The sequence below is a fragment of the Microbacterium sp. NPDC058342 genome, assembly GCF_042723935.1.
GTDB lineage: Bacteria > Actinomycetota > Actinomycetes > Actinomycetales > Microbacteriaceae > Microbacterium.
Genome location: NZ_JBHXID010000001.1, coordinates 641,410 through 657,865, shown reverse-complemented (window position 1 = coordinate 657,865; position 16,456 = coordinate 641,410). Strand labels below are relative to the sequence as shown.

The 16,456-nt window shown below is 68.6% G+C and carries 22 protein-coding genes; 10 read left to right on the top strand and 12 right to left on the bottom strand.

The window, feature by feature from the left end; genetic code table 11:
- The first annotated feature begins 175 nt into the window (after nucleotides 1–175).
- Genes ACFWHT_RS02970 through ACFWHT_RS02955 form a run of 4 tightly spaced genes read left to right on the top strand, consistent with a single transcriptional unit; the run spans nucleotide 176 to nucleotide 4,114 of the window.
- Nucleotides 176–1,312: an ABC transporter substrate-binding protein gene (locus tag ACFWHT_RS02970; protein ID WP_378825312.1), complete on the top strand. Its 1,137-nt coding sequence runs from the start codon at nucleotides 176–178 to the stop codon at nucleotides 1,310–1,312.
- Nucleotides 1,309–2,241 (top strand): ABC transporter permease, encoded by a 933-nt coding sequence (locus ACFWHT_RS02965; protein WP_378825310.1) that lies wholly within the window; start codon nucleotides 1,309–1,311, stop codon nucleotides 2,239–2,241. Before ACFWHT_RS02970 ends, ACFWHT_RS02965 begins: the two co-directional genes overlap by 4 nt.
- Complete coding sequence (locus tag ACFWHT_RS02960) at nucleotides 2,238–3,032, top strand: ABC transporter permease (protein ID WP_378825309.1); 795 nt, start codon at nucleotides 2,238–2,240, stop codon at nucleotides 3,030–3,032. The genes ACFWHT_RS02965 and ACFWHT_RS02960 overlap by 4 nt, the downstream gene beginning before the upstream one ends.
- Nucleotides 3,029–4,114, top strand: coding sequence for an ABC transporter ATP-binding protein (locus tag ACFWHT_RS02955; protein ID WP_378825307.1), 1,086 nt, complete (start codon nucleotides 3,029–3,031; stop codon nucleotides 4,112–4,114). Before ACFWHT_RS02960 ends, ACFWHT_RS02955 begins: the two co-directional genes overlap by 4 nt.
- A gap of 78 nt (nucleotides 4,115–4,192) precedes the next feature.
- On the opposite strand, the gene ACFWHT_RS02950 is transcribed toward ACFWHT_RS02955, so the two are convergent.
- The 9 genes from ACFWHT_RS02950 to ACFWHT_RS02910 all read right to left on the bottom strand — a co-directional run bounded on the left by ACFWHT_RS02950 (nucleotide 4,193) and on the right by ACFWHT_RS02910 (nucleotide 9,138).
- A complete protein-coding gene (locus ACFWHT_RS02950) occupies nucleotides 4,193–4,948 on the bottom strand; it encodes an amino acid ABC transporter ATP-binding protein (protein ID WP_378825305.1) in 756 nt (251 codons plus the stop codon).
- On the bottom strand, nucleotides 4,945–5,736 hold the full coding sequence (locus ACFWHT_RS02945; protein ID WP_378825303.1) for an amino acid ABC transporter permease: 792 nt from the start codon (nucleotides 5,734–5,736) through the stop codon (nucleotides 4,945–4,947). The genes ACFWHT_RS02950 and ACFWHT_RS02945 overlap by 4 nt, the downstream gene beginning before the upstream one ends.
- 30 nt (nucleotides 5,737–5,766) lie before the next feature.
- The gene (locus ACFWHT_RS02940) at nucleotides 5,767–6,588 is read right to left on the bottom strand and encodes a transporter substrate-binding domain-containing protein (RefSeq protein WP_378825301.1); all 822 of its coding nucleotides are present in this window, start codon (nucleotides 6,586–6,588) and stop codon (nucleotides 5,767–5,769) included.
- 180 nt (nucleotides 6,589–6,768) lie between these two features.
- Nucleotides 6,769–7,068, bottom strand: coding sequence for a Dabb family protein (locus ACFWHT_RS02935; RefSeq protein ID WP_378825299.1), 300 nt, complete (start codon nucleotides 7,066–7,068; stop codon nucleotides 6,769–6,771).
- On the bottom strand, nucleotides 7,065–7,328 hold the full coding sequence (locus ACFWHT_RS02930; RefSeq protein ID WP_378825297.1) for a glutaredoxin family protein: 264 nt from the start codon (nucleotides 7,326–7,328) through the stop codon (nucleotides 7,065–7,067). Before ACFWHT_RS02930 ends, ACFWHT_RS02935 begins: the two co-directional genes overlap by 4 nt.
- The gene (locus tag ACFWHT_RS02925; RefSeq protein ID WP_378825295.1) at nucleotides 7,325–7,618 is read right to left on the bottom strand and encodes a rhodanese-like domain-containing protein; all 294 of its coding nucleotides are present in this window, start codon (nucleotides 7,616–7,618) and stop codon (nucleotides 7,325–7,327) included. Before ACFWHT_RS02925 ends, ACFWHT_RS02930 begins: the two co-directional genes overlap by 4 nt.
- A 65-nt stretch (nucleotides 7,619–7,683) precedes the next feature.
- On the bottom strand, nucleotides 7,684–7,782 hold the full coding sequence (locus ACFWHT_RS02920; protein WP_003792170.1) for a 30S ribosomal protein bS22: 99 nt from the start codon (nucleotides 7,780–7,782) through the stop codon (nucleotides 7,684–7,686).
- Nucleotides 7,783–7,900: 118 nt separating this feature from the next.
- Nucleotides 7,901–8,092, bottom strand: a complete 192-nt coding sequence (locus tag ACFWHT_RS02915) for a helix-turn-helix domain-containing protein (RefSeq protein ID WP_378825294.1) — start codon at nucleotides 8,090–8,092, stop codon at nucleotides 7,901–7,903.
- Between the two features lie 110 nt (nucleotides 8,093–8,202).
- The gene (locus ACFWHT_RS02910) at nucleotides 8,203–9,138 is read right to left on the bottom strand and encodes a TetR/AcrR family transcriptional regulator C-terminal domain-containing protein (protein WP_378825292.1); all 936 of its coding nucleotides are present in this window, start codon (nucleotides 9,136–9,138) and stop codon (nucleotides 8,203–8,205) included.
- A gap of 81 nt (nucleotides 9,139–9,219) precedes the next feature.
- On the opposite strand from ACFWHT_RS02910, the gene ACFWHT_RS02905 reads away from it, so the two are divergent.
- Together ACFWHT_RS02905 and ACFWHT_RS02900 are read left to right on the top strand one after the other, a co-directional pair.
- Nucleotides 9,220–10,125 (top strand): ATP-binding cassette domain-containing protein, encoded by a 906-nt coding sequence (locus ACFWHT_RS02905; protein ID WP_378825291.1) that lies wholly within the window; start codon nucleotides 9,220–9,222, stop codon nucleotides 10,123–10,125.
- Nucleotides 10,122–10,910 carry an ABC transporter permease gene (locus ACFWHT_RS02900; RefSeq protein WP_378825289.1) on the top strand — a complete coding sequence of 263 codons (789 nt, stop codon included), beginning with the start codon at nucleotides 10,122–10,124 and terminating at the stop codon, nucleotides 10,908–10,910. The genes ACFWHT_RS02905 and ACFWHT_RS02900 overlap by 4 nt, the downstream gene beginning before the upstream one ends.
- Before the next feature lie 3 nt (nucleotides 10,911–10,913).
- Here the strand turns inward: ACFWHT_RS02900 and ACFWHT_RS02895 are convergent, their stop codons facing one another.
- Nucleotides 10,914–11,327, bottom strand: a complete 414-nt coding sequence (locus ACFWHT_RS02895) for an ArsR/SmtB family transcription factor (RefSeq protein WP_378825287.1) — start codon at nucleotides 11,325–11,327, stop codon at nucleotides 10,914–10,916.
- Between the two features lie 120 nt (nucleotides 11,328–11,447).
- Between ACFWHT_RS02895 and ACFWHT_RS02890 the strand changes: the two genes are divergently transcribed.
- Nucleotides 11,448–12,878 carry a TrkH family potassium uptake protein gene (locus ACFWHT_RS02890; RefSeq protein ID WP_378825285.1) on the top strand — a complete coding sequence of 477 codons (1,431 nt, stop codon included), beginning with the start codon at nucleotides 11,448–11,450 and terminating at the stop codon, nucleotides 12,876–12,878.
- A 1-nt stretch (nucleotide 12,879) separates the two neighbouring features.
- On the top strand, nucleotides 12,880–13,542 hold the full coding sequence (locus ACFWHT_RS02885) for a potassium channel family protein (protein WP_378827870.1): 663 nt from the start codon (nucleotides 12,880–12,882) through the stop codon (nucleotides 13,540–13,542).
- Nucleotides 13,543–13,701: 159 nt separating this feature from the next.
- Here the strand turns inward: ACFWHT_RS02885 and proC are convergent, their stop codons facing one another.
- Entirely contained in the window at nucleotides 13,702–14,538 is an 837-nt protein-coding gene (gene proC / locus ACFWHT_RS02880) for a pyrroline-5-carboxylate reductase (protein WP_378825283.1), read from the bottom strand.
- 96 nt (nucleotides 14,539–14,634) lie between these two features.
- Here proC and ACFWHT_RS02875 point away from each other — a divergent pair, with 96 nt between their 5' ends.
- A complete protein-coding gene (locus ACFWHT_RS02875; RefSeq protein ID WP_378825282.1) occupies nucleotides 14,635–15,606 on the top strand; it encodes a cation diffusion facilitator family transporter in 972 nt (323 codons plus the stop codon).
- A gap of 141 nt (nucleotides 15,607–15,747) precedes the next feature.
- Here ACFWHT_RS02875 and ACFWHT_RS02870 read toward each other — a convergent pair whose 3' ends face one another.
- Nucleotides 15,748–16,203 (bottom strand): nucleoside deaminase, encoded by a 456-nt coding sequence (locus ACFWHT_RS02870; protein WP_378825281.1) that lies wholly within the window; start codon nucleotides 16,201–16,203, stop codon nucleotides 15,748–15,750.
- Nucleotides 16,204–16,302: 99 nt separating this feature from the next.
- Between ACFWHT_RS02870 and ACFWHT_RS02865 the strand changes: the two genes are divergently transcribed.
- A complete protein-coding gene (locus ACFWHT_RS02865) occupies nucleotides 16,303–16,452 on the top strand; it encodes a hypothetical protein (RefSeq protein ID WP_378825278.1) in 150 nt (49 codons plus the stop codon).
- Nucleotides 16,453–16,456: the final 4 nt, after the last annotated feature.

The window sequence follows — 16,456 nt, the reverse complement described above, 5'->3', positions numbered from 1 at the left end:
GCTTTCAGGATGCCAGACGGGCCGGACGCCCGCGCGCGGACTCCGCCGCTCTCGACACCCGGCGTCACCGGCCGGTAACCTCGCGTTCATCGGCCCCGCCCGGCGGGGTAACCGGCGGCGCGTAGCGTCCTGTCGTCCCGACCCCGGCATCCGCCGGAATCCCGAGAGGAAAACCATGGCAATCACCTCCCGCCGCGCGCGCCTGGGCGCCGGCATCGCACTCGCCACCACGGCCGCACTGCTGCTCACCTCCTGCGCCGGCGACAGCGCACCCTCCGGCGACGGCGATGCGGCCGATGCCGCCGCTGCGACGTCGGTGGCGGACTTCGGCACCTTCGCCGACCTCGAAGCTGCGGCGAAGGAGGAGGGCCAGCTCAACGTCATCGCTCTCCCGCGCGACTGGGCCAACTATGGCGAGATCCTCGATCTGTTCGCCAGCACCTACCCCGAGATCACGATCAACGAGCAGTCCCCCGATGTCTCCAGTGCCGAGGAGATCCAGGCGGCCGAGACCAACAAGGGGCTCGACACCGCCCCCGACGTGTTCGATCTCGGCCTGTCGGTCGCGCTGGAGAGCACCGACGTGTTCGCCCCGTACAAGGTGCAGACCTGGGATGACATCCCCGACGCCCTCAAGGAGCCGAGCGGTCTGTTCGTCGGCGACTACGGCGGATACATGTCCATCGGGTACGACTCCTCGAAGTTCGACGAGCCCACGAGCCTCGACGACCTGACGGGCGCCGATTTCAAGGGCGCGGTCGCGATCAACGGCGACCCGACGCAGGCGGGCGCCGCGTTCGCCGCCGTCGGCCTGGCCACGGTGCAGCAGGGCGGCGAGCTCGACGACTTCCAGTCGGGCATCGACTACTTCTCGGAGCTGCAGAAGGCCGGCAACTTCCTCAAGGTCGACCCGACCCCGGCGACCGTCGCGAGCGGCGAGACGCCGGTGGTGTTCGACTGGGACTACCTGAACGCGGCGTACTCGAAGGACGTGAAGGACTGGAAGGTGACCGTCCTGCCGGGCGTCGGCTACGCCGGCTACTACAACCAGGCGATCAACAAGGACGCTCCGAACCCCGCGGCGGCCCGCCTGTGGCAGGAGTTCCTCTACAGCGACGAGGTGCAGAACCTGTACCTCAAGGGCGGCGCGCGCCCGGCCCGCATGGAGGCCATGACCGAGGCCGGCACCATCGACGCCGACCTGGCCGCGGCACTGCCCGAGGTCCCGTCGGAGACGGTCGTGCCGACCGAGAAGCAGAGCGCGGACGCCGGCACGCTGCTCGGCGAGAAGTGGGCGGCGGCGATCCAGTGACGTCTGCCGTCGTCCCGGGGGCGGATGCTGCGGCATCCGCCCCCGTTCCCACCGGGCCGCCGCGAAGCGTCGGCACCCGGCGTTCCGCATCGTGGGCGTGGCTCGGGCTCACGCCCTTCGCGGCGTACGTGGTGCTGTTCCTGGCGCTGCCGACCGTCCTCGCGCTCGGGTCCGGGTTCTTCACCGAGAGCGGCGCGTTCACCTGGAGCAACGTCACCGCCCTCGGCGACCCCGTGGTGCTGAACACCTTCGCCAACTCGGCCTGGGTGTCGCTGCTGACCGCCGTGGTCGGCGCCGTCGCCGGTGCGCTGGTCTGCTATGCGCTGCTCGGCATGAACCCGGAAGGCGGGGTGCGGCAGTCGGTGGACGCGGCGGCGGGAGTGCTCGCGCAGTTCGGCGGCGTCATGCTGGCCTTCGCTTTCATCGCGACCATCGGCATCCAGGGTGTCGTGACGCTCCTGCTGAAGGACTCGTTCGGGGTGGACATCTTCGCCGACGGCAACTGGATCTACGAGGTGCCCGGGTTGATCCTGCCGTACATCTACTTCCAGGTGCCGCTGATGGTCATCACCTTCATGCCCGCCCTGGCTGCTCTCAAACCGCAGTGGGCCGAGGCCAACGCCACGCTGGGCGGCACCCGCGGGAGCTTCTGGGTGCGCATCGGCATCCCGGTGCTGGCGCCCTCGTTCCTGGCCAGCCTGCTGCTGCTGTTCGCGAACGCGTTCTCGTCGTACGCGACCGCGGCCGCTCTCGCCAGCCAGGGCTCGCAGATCGTGCCGCTGCAGATCCGCGCGGCACTGACGAGCGAGACCGTGCTCGGGCGCGAGAACCTCGCCGGCGCCCTGGCGCTCGGCATGATCGTCGTCGTCGGCGTCGTGATGGCGCTGTACTCCCTCATCCAGCGTCGCGCTGCGAGGTGGCAGGCATGAACGCCCTGGCACCCTCCCGCCTGACACGCTGGATCATCGGCATCCTCGTGGGCGCGTTCTTCGCCATCCCCCTCCTGTCGACCTTCCTCTACACGCTCCGCGACTCCGAAGGCGGCATGTCGTTCGCGAACTGGGCGAAGCTGGTCGACCCGGCCTTCTCGGGGACGCTGCGACCGATCTGGACGGGCCTGGGCAACTCGCTCGTACTCGCGATCGTCACCGTCGCGATCGTGCTGCTGCTGCTCGCACCGACCATGATCCTCGTGCACCTACGCTTCCCGAAGCTGCGACCGGCGTTCGAGTTCCTGGCGCTGCTGCCCATCTCCATCCCCGCGATCGTCCTGGTCGTCGGCCTCTCGCCGATCTACCTGCAGATCGCGCGAACCGTGGGCACCGGCACCTGGACCCTCGCGTTCGCCTACGGCATCACGGTGCTGCCCTTCGCCTACCGCGCGATCCAGGCATCCATCGACGCGGCCGATCTGCGCACCCTGTCCGAGGCGGCCCGCACCCTCGGCGCGAGCTGGCCCACGGTCGTCATCAAGGTGCTCGCGCCCAACCTGCGTCAGGGGCTGCTCGCGGCATCCCTGATCTCGGTGGCCGTGGTGCTGGGCGAGTTCACCATCGCCTCGCTGCTGAACCGTCAGGTCTTCCAGACCGCCATGGTCGTCGTCCGCAACCAGGACCCGTACCTGCCCGCGATCTTCACGCTCCTGGCGCTGCTGCTCGTGTTCGTCCTGCTGCTCATCATCGGCCGCGCCGCGCGCGGCACCCGAAAGGCCCGCTCATGACCACGCCCCTTCCCCGCACCCAGGACAACGCGCTGCTCGCCGACGCCGGCGAGGGCACCGCCGTGCAGCTGCAGGGCATCGTGAAGAGCTACGGTGCCAACCGGGTGCTGCACGGCGTCGATCTCGACATCGCCCCGGGCGAGTTCGTCTCGCTGCTCGGTCCCTCCGGATGCGGCAAGACCACGCTGCTGCGCGTGCTCGCCGGCCTCGAGGGCTCCGACGAGGGCGCCGTGCTGCTCGGCGGATCGGACGTCTCGCGCGTGCCCACCAACAAGCGCGACATCGGCATGGTCTTCCAGTCGTACTCGCTGTTCCCGCACCTGCGGGTCACCGAGAACACAGCCTTCGGGCTGCGGCGACGCGGAGCGGGGAAGGCCGAGGCGAACCGGCGTGCCCTCGACGCCCTCGCGCTCGTCGGGCTCGGCGAGCACGCCGAGAAGTTCCCGCATCAGCTCTCCGGCGGTCAGCAGCAGCGCGTCGCGCTGGCACGCGCCCTGGTGACCGAGCCGAAGGTGCTGCTGCTCGACGAGCCGCTCTCGGCCCTGGACGCGAAGGTGCGCGTGCAGCTGCGCGACGAGATCCGGCGCATCCAGCTGAGACTCGGCATCACCACCGTGTTCGTCACGCACGACCAGGAGGAAGCCCTGGCGATCTCCGACCGGATCGCGGTGATGAGCTCGGGGCACATCGAGCAGATCGGCACGCCCGAGGAGCTGTACGGCACGCCCGCGACCGCCTCAGTCGCCTCGTTCGTCGGGCTCTCCAGCGTCGTCGCCGGCGACGCGGAGGGCGATCACGTGACGGTGTGGGGCAGGCGGCTGCCGCTGCAAACCCCCGCCGACGGCGCCGTGGAGGTGTACCTGCGCCCCGAGAACGTCGTGTTCGCCGAGGAGGCGGATGCTGCCGCCACCGGCACCGTCGAGGAGTCCACGTTCCTCGGCAGCATGCGCCGCACGGTCGTGCGCACCGCCTCCGGCGAGCGCGTGACGGTGCAGCACTCCCCCGGTCTCCGGCCCGCCTTCGGCGATGCCGTGGGCCTCGACCTTCTGCCCGAGCCGGTGGCCGCGCGTCCGCGCGGCTGACCGCGCCACCGGGACGCGGACAGGCGCCCCTGCCCACCGCCGGAGCGAGGGCAGGGGCGCCTGGCGTTAAGGGCCGCGTCAGAGCACGCGCGAGAGGAAGTCCTGCGTGCGCGGATGCTGCGGGTTCCCCAGCACCTCACGAGGGTCGCCCTGCTCGACGATGTGGCCGCCATCCATGAAGATCAGGCGCGAGCCGACCTCACGGGCGAAGCCCATCTCGTGCGTCACGACGAGCATCGTCATCCCCTCGTCCGCCAGCTGCCGCATGACCTGCAGCACCTCGCCCACGAGCTCCGGGTCGAGAGCCGACGTGGGCTCATCGAAGAGCATCATGTCGGGGTTCATGCACAGGGCGCGGGCGATCGCCACGCGCTGCTGCTGCCCGCCGGAGAGATGGCTCGGATAGGCGCCCGCCTTCTCGGCGAGTCCGACCCGGGCGAGCATCTCCTGGGCGACCTGCTCGGCCTCGGCCTTGGAGCGCTTCTTCACCCGGCGCTGAGCGATGGTGAGGTTGCCCAGCACGGTCATGTGCGGGAACAGGTTGAAGCTCTGGAACACCATGCCGATGCGCTGACGCACCCGGTCGATGTCGGTCTCCTCGTCGGTGACGTCGATGCCCTCGATGAGGATGTGACCGCCGGTGGGCTCTTCGAGCAGGTTCACCGAGCGCAGCAGGGTGGACTTGCCGGAGCCCGAAGGCCCGATGATGCAGACGACCTCGCCGCCCAGCACCGTCAGGTCGATGCCCTTGAGCACCTCGTTGTCGCCGAAGCTCTTGACCAGGCCCTGGATGTCGATCGCAGGCGCGTGGACGTCGATCAGATCCGTGCTCATCTCTCCCTCGCCATCCGCCGCTCCAGCCACGCCGTGAAGCGGGTGAGCGGAATCGTCACGATCAGGTAAAGCAGTGCCGCCATGATCAGCGGAGTCGCGTTCGCGTACATGGTGTTGGCATCCCGCGCGAAGCTGGTGAGCTCCTTCGACCAGATGAACGTCCCCGCGATGAACAGCAGCGAGGTGTCCTTCAGCAGCAACACGAACTCGTTCGTCAGCGGCGGGATGATGATCCGGAATCCCTGCGGCAGCACGATCCAGAACATCGTCTTCATCGGCGACATGCCCAGTGACCGCGACGCCTCGGTCTGCCCCTTCGGCACGGCCTGGATGCCGGCGCGGATCACCTCGGCCATGTAGGCCGATGCGACGAGGATGAGACCGATCAGACCCGCACCGACCGGACCGCCCGGGGGCTTGATCCCGAACGCGATCGGCAGAATGAACGCCATCGCGAAGATCGTCAGCAGTGCCGGCAGCCCTCGGAAGAGCTCGATCCATGCGGTCGCGAACCATCGGAACGGCGCGATGATGGACAGCTTCATCAGCGCGAAGACGATGCCCAGCAGCAGGCCGCCGGCGAAGGCGATCAGCGTGAACAGCACGGTGTTGCGCAGCGCGACGATGATGATGTCGGGAAACAGCTTGGCTGCGATCTCGAGGTCGAAGAACTGCTTGCCGATCTTCTCCCAGTCGGTGGCGATCGCGATCAGCACGACTGCAACGATGAACAGCCCGTACATCGAGTAGCGGTACAGCCTGCCTCTGGTCCTCCGCTTCAATGCCATCGGAGCGGACCTCCTATCTGCCTGCGCCGCTTACTTCGCCGCGAAATAGGTGTCGTAGATGGTGTCGTAGTCGCCGCTGTCGCGCAGTTCCTTGAGCGCCTTGTTCACGGCCTCGCGCAGCTCGGTCTTCTCACCCTTGGCGAAGGCGAAGCCGTAGGACTCGTCGGTGTTGTACTCCTCGACGATCTTGTAGGTGTCGTCGGCCTTCTCGTGCTCGATGTTCACCGGCTGATCCTGCAGGATCGCGTCGATCTGACCGGCCTTCAGCGCCGGCCAGAGCTCGGCATCGCCGGGGTACTGCACGAGCGTCGCGCCCTTGGCGTTCTCCTTGGCGTAGCTCTCTCCCGTGGTGCCCTGCTGCACTCCGACGTTCTTGCCCTTGAGGTCGCCGATGCTCTTGATGCCGGAATCGACGCTGGTCAGCAGCGACTGCAGCGAGTCGTAGTACGGGTCGGAGAAGTCGATGTTCTTCTTGCGCTCATCCGTGATCGTCATCGCCGAGGCGCCCATGTCGCAGGTGCCGGCGATCAGTGTGGTGCCGGACTGAAGTCCGTCGAAGCTGACGTCCTGCACGTTGACCTTGAGGTCGAGCTTCTTGGCGATCGCGACGGTCAGGTCGATGTCGAAGCCGGTGTAGTCGGTGCCGTTGTCGCCGCCCTCGAACTCGAACGGGACGTATGGCACCTCGGAGCAGATCGTCAGCGTGCCGTCGGTGACCAGGCCGTAGTCGGGACCGGACGGGGCCTTGTCGCCACCGTCGCCGTCGGAGCCCGGGTCGCTGGCGCAGCCGGACAGCGCGAGAACAGCGGCGGCCGTGACAGCGGCGCCGAGAAGAAGGGGACGACGGTTCATGGTCACTCCTGTGTGACGGGGCTTGCGCCCGGGGAACGGGTTTCGGCTTTCATCTTGACATGGCGTCCATCGCATCGGCGAATGGACGGGACTGCTCGGTGATCACGGTTGGGTTGCGACACTGCACACTTCTATCGTGCACTATGGTCAGATCTCATCAACTCTGCCGAGATCTGCTGATCAGATCTCAAAGTCGACCGCGACGCGCGACGCGACCACCGAGCGGATGTACGCGCCGGCCTCCTTGTGCGCCGGATGCACCTGATAGGCCTCCAGCGCCTCCAGCGAGTCGACGTCGGCGACGAGGGTGACGTCCCAGTTCACCTCGGGATGCGCGACGTTCGCGCCTGCTGACACCGCCCGCAGCTCGGGCACGACGCCCATCAGCGCATTCAGCCGCCGTGCGACCTCCGCGGCCTGCTCGGCGCGCACGCCGGCATCCTCGGCGGCGAGCTTCCAGCTCACGACGTGACGGATCATGAGATCGCCTCCTCCAGCGCGGTGCGCAGACGTTCGGGTGAGACGCGCCAGTGCGCGTGCAGTTCGCCGTCGATCAGCAGGACCGGGATCTTCTCCCACCATCGCTCGTACAGGGCCGGATCGTCGGCGATCGAGCGCTCGACGATCTCCAGCCGCTCCGCCGCGGCGTCGGGAAGCTCGGCGACGACCGCGTCGACGACCTCGCTCGCGACATCGCAGAGGTGGCAGTCGGGCTTTCCGATCAGCGTCAGCGTGGTCACTGCTCGACCGGACGCCCCTGCGCGATCCACTCGCGCGTGCCGCCCTCGACGTTGGTCGCGTCGTATCCGCGGGCTTCCAGCGCCTGCACGGCACGGGCCGAGCGACCGCCCAGCTCGCAGATCACGTCGAAGGCCTCGCCGGGCAGTTCGCCGAGGCGATCGCCGAGCTCGGACAGAGGCAGGTTGACCGCACCGGGCACGTGGCCCGCGACGAACTCGTCGTGCTCGCGCACGTCGATCAGCGGTACCCCGTCGCGCGCGGCGAGCTGTGCGATGTCGATCGTCTTCATGGCATCCTCCTGCGGCCGCAGACACAAAGCGCCCGTCCGGAGACAGGCGCTCGGTGTCGTGCCGCTTACTTCTTGTTGCGGCGCTGGTGGCGAGTCTTGCGAAGCAGCTTGCGGTGCTTCTTCTTCGCCATGCGCTTGCGGCGCTTCTTGATGACTGAACCCACGGAAACCTCACTAAGTCAGGGGCTGGATGCCACGAAGCGGGCACCCGGGTACGGGCACGGAAAATGCCTCGGACGATTCTAGCAAACGGTCAGGCGGTGCCCGAATCGGCTGCTCCGATCATCCTACGTCGGCGATGGGGCGGTTGAGCGCGTCGGCGACGGCGGATTCGGGCACACGGTAGCTGCGCCCGAAGCGGATGGCGGGAAGTTCGCCGGCGTGCACGAGCCGGTACACGGTCATCTTGGACACGCGCATGAGCTCGGCGACCTCGGCCACCGTCAGGAATCGAACGTCTTGAACGTCGGGCATCCCCCGTACCCCTTTCTGCTGAGCACAGCATATGGGGTAGGTGCGACGCCTGTAAACCGCTGTGACTCGTGTGAGTGGCGTTATGCGCCGGCGATCTCAGCGCGCGACCGTCAGGACCCGTCACCTCTCGTCCGCGCCGCTCGCTCAAGAGCCTCCTTGCGCACCTGCCGCTCGAGCTTGCGGGCATCCCGCAAAGCCTTCTGCGCCTCGCGCACAGCCTTCTGCGCCTCGCGGTGCTTCTTGTCGCCCTGCAGCGCCGGGTCCTGAGCATCCGGCCAGGACTCCGGCACTGCGTGCGGCTCTCCCTCCTCGAGCGCGGCGACGTAGGCCGCGACGCCGTCGAGGCAGCGCGCAAGGCCGAACCGGAAGGGATCCGCATCGGACAAGAACACCCCGGCGTCGACGGCGGCGCGCAGCGCCGGGAACTCCGCCGCGGAGATCAGCGTGTCGTACAGCGCCGCCTCCTCGGCCGTGACGGATTCCGCACTCTGTCCGTGCTCGCGCATCCGGTCGGCGTAGCCGGCGAGCACCATGCCGCAGAAGCGCGCCTGTCCCGAAACCAGCAAGGACACGGCGACGCGCTCCTCGGGCATGAGGGGCGTCACGGCGAGAGCCTCCAGTGCCGCATCGAGCCATGCGGAGCCGTTGGGCGTGACGGGCGAGCCCTGAATCGGGATCGAGAGCACCCAGGGGTGCGCCATGAACATCGCCACCTGCGCGTCGTACAGCTGAGAGAGGCGAGCGCGCCAGTCGTCTTCTGATCCCTGCTCGGTCTCGGGCGGCAGTCCGATCGCCTGCTCCTGCATGAGCAGCAGCAGGTCGTCCTTGGCGCTGACGTAGCGGTAGAGAGACATGGGCGTGAAGCCGAGACGAGACGCGACCGCCGCCATCGACACGGCGCCGAGGCCCTCGGCGTCGGCGAGATCCACCGCGGCATCGACGATGCGTTCGACGCTCATCTCGCGTTTCGGTCCGCGCTGCGGAGCGGCTGCCACGCCCCAGGCCAGAGCGATGCCGCGAGGCAGGTCGGGATCATCCGCTGTCATGGGACGATCCTAAGCGTTGTGTATGGCGTAAACAGTGTGTTAGCGTCATAAACAGTTTAATGCTTACACGAAAGGATGACCATGACATCGGCCATCGACGTCCGCGGGCTCACCAAGAGCTTCGGAGGACGCCCGGTACTCGCCGGCCTCGATCTCACCGTCGAACGGGGCGAGATCTTCGCGCTGCTCGGCGCGAACGGCGCCGGCAAGACGACGACCATCAGCATCCTCACCACGCTCCTGCGCCCCGATCGGGGCACGGCCAGGGTCGCCGGTCGCGACGTCGCGTCCGAACCCGTCGAGGTGCAGCGACGGATCAGCCTGACCGGGCAGTCCGCCGCCGTCGACGACGTGCTCACCGCGACCGAGAACCTGCGGATGTTCGCCCGGCTCGCGGGACTGACCGGAAGTTCCGCCCGTACGCGTGCCGAGGAGCTGCTCGACGGCTTCGGCCTGCGCGACGCGGCGGGCCGCCGAGTCGGAACCTTCTCGGGCGGCATGCGACGCCGGCTCGATCTGGCGCTCAGCTTCGTCGTCGCACCGGAGGTGCTCTTCCTCGACGAGCCCACCACCGGGCTCGACACCCGCAGCCGCCGCGACCTGTGGGATGTGATCCGCGACGTCGCCGCCTCCGGAACGACCGTCTTCCTCACCACGCAGTACCTCGAGGAGGCGGATCAGCTCGCCGACCGCATCGCCGTGCTCGACGCCGGGCGCATCACCGCCATCGGCACGGCGTCGGAGCTGAAGGAGCGCGTCGGCGGTGAGTCGGTGCAGCTGCACGACGCCGACGGCGCACTCCTGCAGGAGATCGCCACCGACGGCACGGTCCCGGGACTCCGGCGCGCGCTCGATCTGCTCGACGAGTCCGGTGCGCAGGGTGTCGTCACCCTGCGTCGGCCCACGCTCGACGATGTGTTCCTCTCTCTCACCGACGATCCGCGCGCCCTTCGGCGCACCCCCGCACTCATCGAGGAGTCGAAGTGACCACCGCATCCCTCGCCCGCGCCCGCATCGGCGGGATCACCGCCGAGCGCATCTTCGTCGGCCGCAGCCTGCGTCACTCGCTCCGCGACGGGGAGTCCCTGCTCATGGCCGTCATGCTGCCGGTGATACTCATGCTGATGTTCACCTGGGTGTTCGGAGGAGCGATATCCCCCGGTGGCCAGTACGTCGACTACGTCGTTCCCGGGATCATCCTCACCTGCGCCGGCTTCGGGGCATCCTCGACCGCTCTGGCCGTCGCATCCGACATGAAGAACGGCATCGTCGACCGATTCCGCACGATGCCGCTGAGGGCCAGCGCCGTTCTCACCGGGCATGTCATCGGAAGCCTGGTGCGCAACAGCGTCGCCACGACCATCGTCTTCGGCGTGGCCCTGCTGGTGGGTTTCCGGCCTGCGGCCGGCCCGGCGGCGTGGGTCGGCGTCGTCATGCTGCTGCTGCTCTACATCCTCGCGCTGACCTACCTCTTCGCCGCGATCGGCCTCGCCGCCTCAAGCCCCGAGGGCGCCAACGGGTACGGCTTCATCCTGCTGTTCCTGCCCTACCTCTCCAGCGGGTTCGTCCCGGTGGAGAGCATGCCGGGATGGCTGCAGCCCATCGCCGCTCACCAGCCGCTCACGCCGATCATCGACACGCTCCGAGCGCTGCTTCTCGGCGAACCGCTGCAGGGCGAGCAGTGGTGGGCGCTGGGGTGGTGCTCCGCGATCCTGGCGATCGCCATCGTCTGGGGTGCGTGGCTGTACCGGCGCCGGGCTGGACGACGGTAGCGCTCAGGCGCGGCGCTTGAAAGCGCTCGTGACCACGTGCTTCGCCGACGCCGCCGCGCGGCCGACGACCTCGGCCGCGTGCGCGGCGGTGTCGGGGAGCGGCGCATACGGGGTGTCGATCTGCGGCGCCTGGTCCCCGTAGGCATCGACCAAAAACGGGACCAGCCAGTCGTCGACGGTCTCGAGTGGCGCGACCGCGATGCTGTAGAACCGGCGCTGGCCGTCCTCGCGGACGGTGACCAGCTCAGCCTCGCGCAGCACCTTCAGATGCTTCGAGACGGTGGGCTGGCTCACACCCAGCTCGCTGACGATCTCGGTGACGCTCGTGCCGGCTTCTCCGTCGGCGGAGCGGCTCAGCAGCAGCTGGAGGATGTCGCGCCTCGTGCCGTCCGCGATCACGTCGAAGATGTCGGTCATGCCATCAGGGTAGTCGCCGAGCGGCGCGTCTCCTAGCCTGGCGCACGGTGGACGGCACGCACGGAGTACCATGTCGAACGCCCGGCGATCGGCGTCGTGCGCACAGCAGGAGGGGGATCGATGTCGGGCATGATGTCGGCATCCTCCCCCCGGCGCGGGTTCGGAGCCGTCGCCAGACGGGTGAAGCACGTCATCACCTCGTCGCCGTCGCAGTTCGCGATCGCCGTGTTCGCCGCTCTGATCCTGCTGTTCACCGCGCTGCTCTCCCTGCCGATCTCCTCGGCATCGGGCAAGGTGACTCCGTTGAGCGATGCTCTGTTCACCGCGATGTCGACGATCTGCGTCACCGGCCTGTCGACGGTGGACATGAGCAGCCACTGGTCGCCGTTCGGCATCGTCCTGATCTTCCTCGGAGTGAACATCGGCGGGATGGGTGTGCTGACCCTCGCCTCGCTGATGGGCATGGTCATCTCCCGTCGGCTCGGGTTGCGCGCAAAGCTGCTCGCCGCCGGCGACACCAACCCGATGCGCGCGCACGGCGGACCGGTGAACGAGAGCCAGACCGTGCGTCTCGGCGAGGTGGGCCAGCTGTTGACCACCGTGGTGCTGTCGACCCTGGTGATCGAGGGCGTCGTGGCCGTCATCCTCTACCCCGCGTTGCTCTGGGCAGGCGTCGAGCCCGTCGCGGCACTGTGGGAGGCGCCCTTCTACGCGGCGATGTCCTTCACGAACACGGGCTTCACCCCGAACGCCGGCGGGGTCACCGTGTTCGCCGACGATTACCTGGTGCTGATCGTGCTGATGATCAGCGTGTTCCTGGGCAGCATCGGCTTCCCGGTCATCTACACCCTCGCGAAGCACGTCTGGCATGTGAAGCGCTGGTCGCTGCATTCCAAGCTCACGCTGATCACGACGGTTTCCCTCTTCGTGGTCGGCGCCGCGGTGTTCCTCGTGCTCGAGTTCGACAACCCACGCACGTTCGGCTCCATGGATGCGAGCGAGACCACCGTCAACGCCTTGTTCCTCTCCGCGATGACCAGGTCCGGCGGGTTCAGCGTGATCGACATGAGCGACATGAACGGGTCGTCGATGCTGGTCGCCTGCATGCTCATGTTCGTCGGCGGTGGGTCGGCATCCACCGCCGGGGGCATCAAGGTCACCACCCTCGCCGTGCTCGCCATCGCCGTGTGGTCCGAGGCGAAGGGCCGCCAGTCGGTCGAGGCGTTCGGCCGCCGCATCCCCTCGGACGTGCAGCGTGTCGCCCTCTCGGTCGTCGCCTGGGGCGCCACGATCGTGGCGGTGTCGACGGTGATCATCGCCCAGATCACCAAGGCGCCCGTGATCGACGTGCTGTTCGACGTGATCTCCGCCTTCGGCACCGTAGGACTCACCTCCGGCCTCACCGCCGAGCTCCCGGACTCGGCGACCTACGTGCTCGCGGCGACCATCTTCATGGGCCGCGTTGGTACAGTGACTCTCGCCGCGGCGGTCGCCGCGACGTCCCGTTCGCAGCTCTACTCGCTGCCGGTGGAAAGGCCGATCGTTGGTTGAGATGGTTCGCGGCGACGCGCCGGTGCTCGTGATCGGACTGGGCCGCTTCGGCGCGGCCTGCGCGGGTGAGCTCGACCGGCTCGATCGCGAGGTGCTCGCCATCGACGAAGACCTCGGTCTCGTGCAGAAGTGGTCGGAGCGGGTCACGCACACCGTGCAGGCGGATGCCCGCAACATCGACGCGCTGCGTCAGATCGGCGCGCAGGACTTCCAGGTGGCGGTCGTGGCCGTCGGTTCGCTGATCGAGGCATCCGTGCTGATCACCGCCAACCTCGTCGACCTCAAGGTGCCGCAGATCTGGGCCAAGGCCGTTTCGCAGTCGCACGGCAAGATCCTCGCGCGCGTCGGCGCCAACCACGTGATCTACCCTGAGCGCGAGGCGGGCGAGCGCGTCGCGCACCTCGTGAGCGGTCGGATGCTGGATTTCATCCGCTTCGACGACGACTTCGTGCTGGCCAAGATGTATCCCCCGAAGTTCATCCGCGGTGTCGGCCTGAACGAGTCGGGGGTGCGCACCAAGTACAAGGTCACGGTGGTCGGCGTGAAGAGCCCGGGCAAGCCGTTCCGCTATGCTGAGGCGAACACCGTCGTCACCAACCACGACCTCATCATCGTCTCGGGCACGAACAGCGACATCGAGCGCTTCGCCGGCCTCGACCGCTGAGCCGGATCCGGCCTCCGGCGGGACCGTGTCTCAGTACCTGCGGGTCCAGCGCGCTCACACCCTCAGATACTGAGACACGCCGGCGAGCGCGGATCAGTAGGGGCGGGTCCGTCGCATCCGCACCCGCCAGTTCTGCGACATGCGCGCGCGGGCGCGTCCTCAGCCGGCGGCGAGCTCCTTGGCCCGTGCGAGCGCGGCGGCGGTGGCGCGCGCGAACACGTCGTCGAGACGCGCCTCCTGCAGCACGGCGACCGCGCGCTCGGTGGTGCCCTTGGGGCTCGTCACACGGCGGCGCAGCTCGGCGGGGTCGTCACCGGAGGCCTGCAGCAGGGCCGCCGCCCCGATGAAGGTCTGCTCGGCCATCAGCCGGGCGTCGGCGGTCGAGAAACCCATGCCCTTCGCCGCCTTCGTGAGCTCCTCGATGAGCACGTAGACGTACGCGGGTCCCGAGCCGGACACCGTCGAGAGCGGATCGATCTGCGCCTCGGGCACCTCGATCACCGCGCCGACCGTCTCGAAGAGCGCGCGCACCAGAGCCATGTCCTCGGCGGTGGCCGACGCTCCCGCGGCGATCCCCGTGACCGCCCGCCCGACGGTGGCGGGGGTGTTCGGCATCGAGCGCACGGCATGCGCGCCCGCGCCCAGGGCATCCGCGAAGGTGCCGAGTGTCACGCCCGCGGCGAGGCTCACGACGATCGCGTCGTCGCGCAGCGACGGCGCGATCTCGCGGAGCAGGTCGCGGACCATGGCAGGCTTGACGCCGACCAGCACGATGCGCGCGGCACTGGCGGCATCCGTGTTCCCGTCCGGGTTCTCCTCCAGTGCGATGCTCGTCACACCGGGCAGGGATGCCAGGGCATCCGCCTTCGCGCGCGAGCGATTGGTCGCCACGATGCCACCCTCGACGGGGACGCCGGAAGCGACGACCCCCTGCAGGATCGCACCGCCCATCGAACCGGCACCGAGGAACGCGAGCGAGGGAAGGGCGTCGACCATACCGCCATCCTACGAGCGGGGCCAGCCGCAGCCCACCTGCTCCCACGCGGCCATGTGATCCCGTGTGCGCGGGCGGGTGCCGCGTAGACTCGAGCCATGAGCGCATCGGGCGGCAGCAAGGCGATCATCGCGGCATTCCTGGCGAACTTGGGCATCGCCCTCGCCAAGTTCCTCGCCTGGGCGCTCTCCGGGTCGGCGTCCATGCTCGCCGAGGCGATCCACTCGGTGGCGGACTCCGGCAATCAGCTGCTGCTGATGCTCGGTGGCCGCAAGGCCAGGCGCGAGGCCGACCGCGACCACCCGTTCGGCTACGGGCGGGAGCGCTACGTCTCGGCGTTCGTCGTCTCGATCGTGCTCTTCTCGCTGGGCGGCCTCTTTGCGGTCTACGAGGGCGTGGAGAAGCTCATCCATCCGCACGCGGTCGACGCCACCTGGTGGTGGCTGCCGCTGGCGGTGCTGGTCATCTCGATCGTGCTCGAGTCGCTGTCGCTGAGAACGGCGATCAAGGAGAGCAACCGGGTGCGCGAGAAGGGCCAGTCCTGGTTCTCGTTCGTGCGGCGCTCGAAGGCCCCCGAGCTGCCCGTCGTGCTGCTGGAGGACACCGGCGCTCTCACCGGTCTCACGTTCGCGCTGCTCGGCGTCGGCCTGACGCTCATCACGGGCGACCCCCTCTTCGATGCGCTGGGCACGCTGATGATCGGCCTGCTGCTGATCGCGATCGCGCTCATCCTGGGCATGGAGACCAAGAGCCTGCTGGTCGGAGAGGGAGCGAGCCGCGTCGACCACGACCTCATCGTCGACGCGATCTCGGGCGGTCCCGACGTGGAGAAGCTCATCCACATCAAGACGCTCTACCTCGGCCCGGACGAGCTCATGGTCGCCGCGAAGATCGCGCTGAGCGCCGACAAGTCGGTGCGCGATGCCGCCGACGACATCAACGAGATCGAACGCCGCATCCGCGATGCGGTGCCCGCCGCCCGTGTGATCTACCTGGAGCCCGACGTCTACCGTCCGTCGCTCGATCCCGAGCCCTCGACCGATGTGTTCGTCCTGAAGTCCTCCGACTGACGATCACCGGGGCGGGCCGACGCCCCTGGCCCCTTCAGCACCCCGTCGATGTGTCGAAGATGGCCGCATCGCGTGCGCCGAAGCGACCATCTGCGACACATCTGCTCGCCGAGGGCGGGTGGAGCGAGGGCGTGGAACGCGTCAGCGCCGTGACTCAAAGAAGTCGCGCAGCAGCACGGTGGCCTCATCGGCCCGGATGCCGCCGATCACCTCGGCGCGGTACGGCAGGCGGCGATCGCGCAGCAGGTCGTACATCGATCCCGCTGCGCCCGCCTTGTCGTCCCAGGCGGCGAACACCACCCGCCCGACGCGCGCCTGCAGGATGGCGCCCGCGCACATCACGCACGGCTCCAGCGTGACGACCAGGGTGTGATCCTCGAGGTTCCAGCCGCCGTGCACCTCGGCCGCTTCACGCAGGGCGACGATCTCGGCGTGACCGGTCGGATCATGGGTCTGCTCGCGGATGTTGCGTCCCTCGCCGACGATGCGTCCGGCGGGATCGAGGACCACAGCGCCGACCGGGACGTCACCCGCGGCGCCGGCAGCGGCGGCGAGCGCCAGCGCGCGGCCCATCGCCTCGTCGTGCACAGCGGTCATGTGCTCGAGCCTAACCGCGGCATCCGCCCGCCGAGGGATGACGCGATCTCCCCCGCACGGCGGATGTCGGCCCCCGCTCTTCTCCGTAGTGTGGAGGTCATGGACAACAGCCCCGCCCTCGTGATCATGCTCATGACTCTGCCCGCTCTCGTCGCCGGCGTCGTGACCGCTGTCACGGCGAAGAAGACGAACGCCACCTGGCGTGCGCGCCGCGAAGCCCGTTCGGCCGCCGAGCGGGCATCCCAGTAACCTG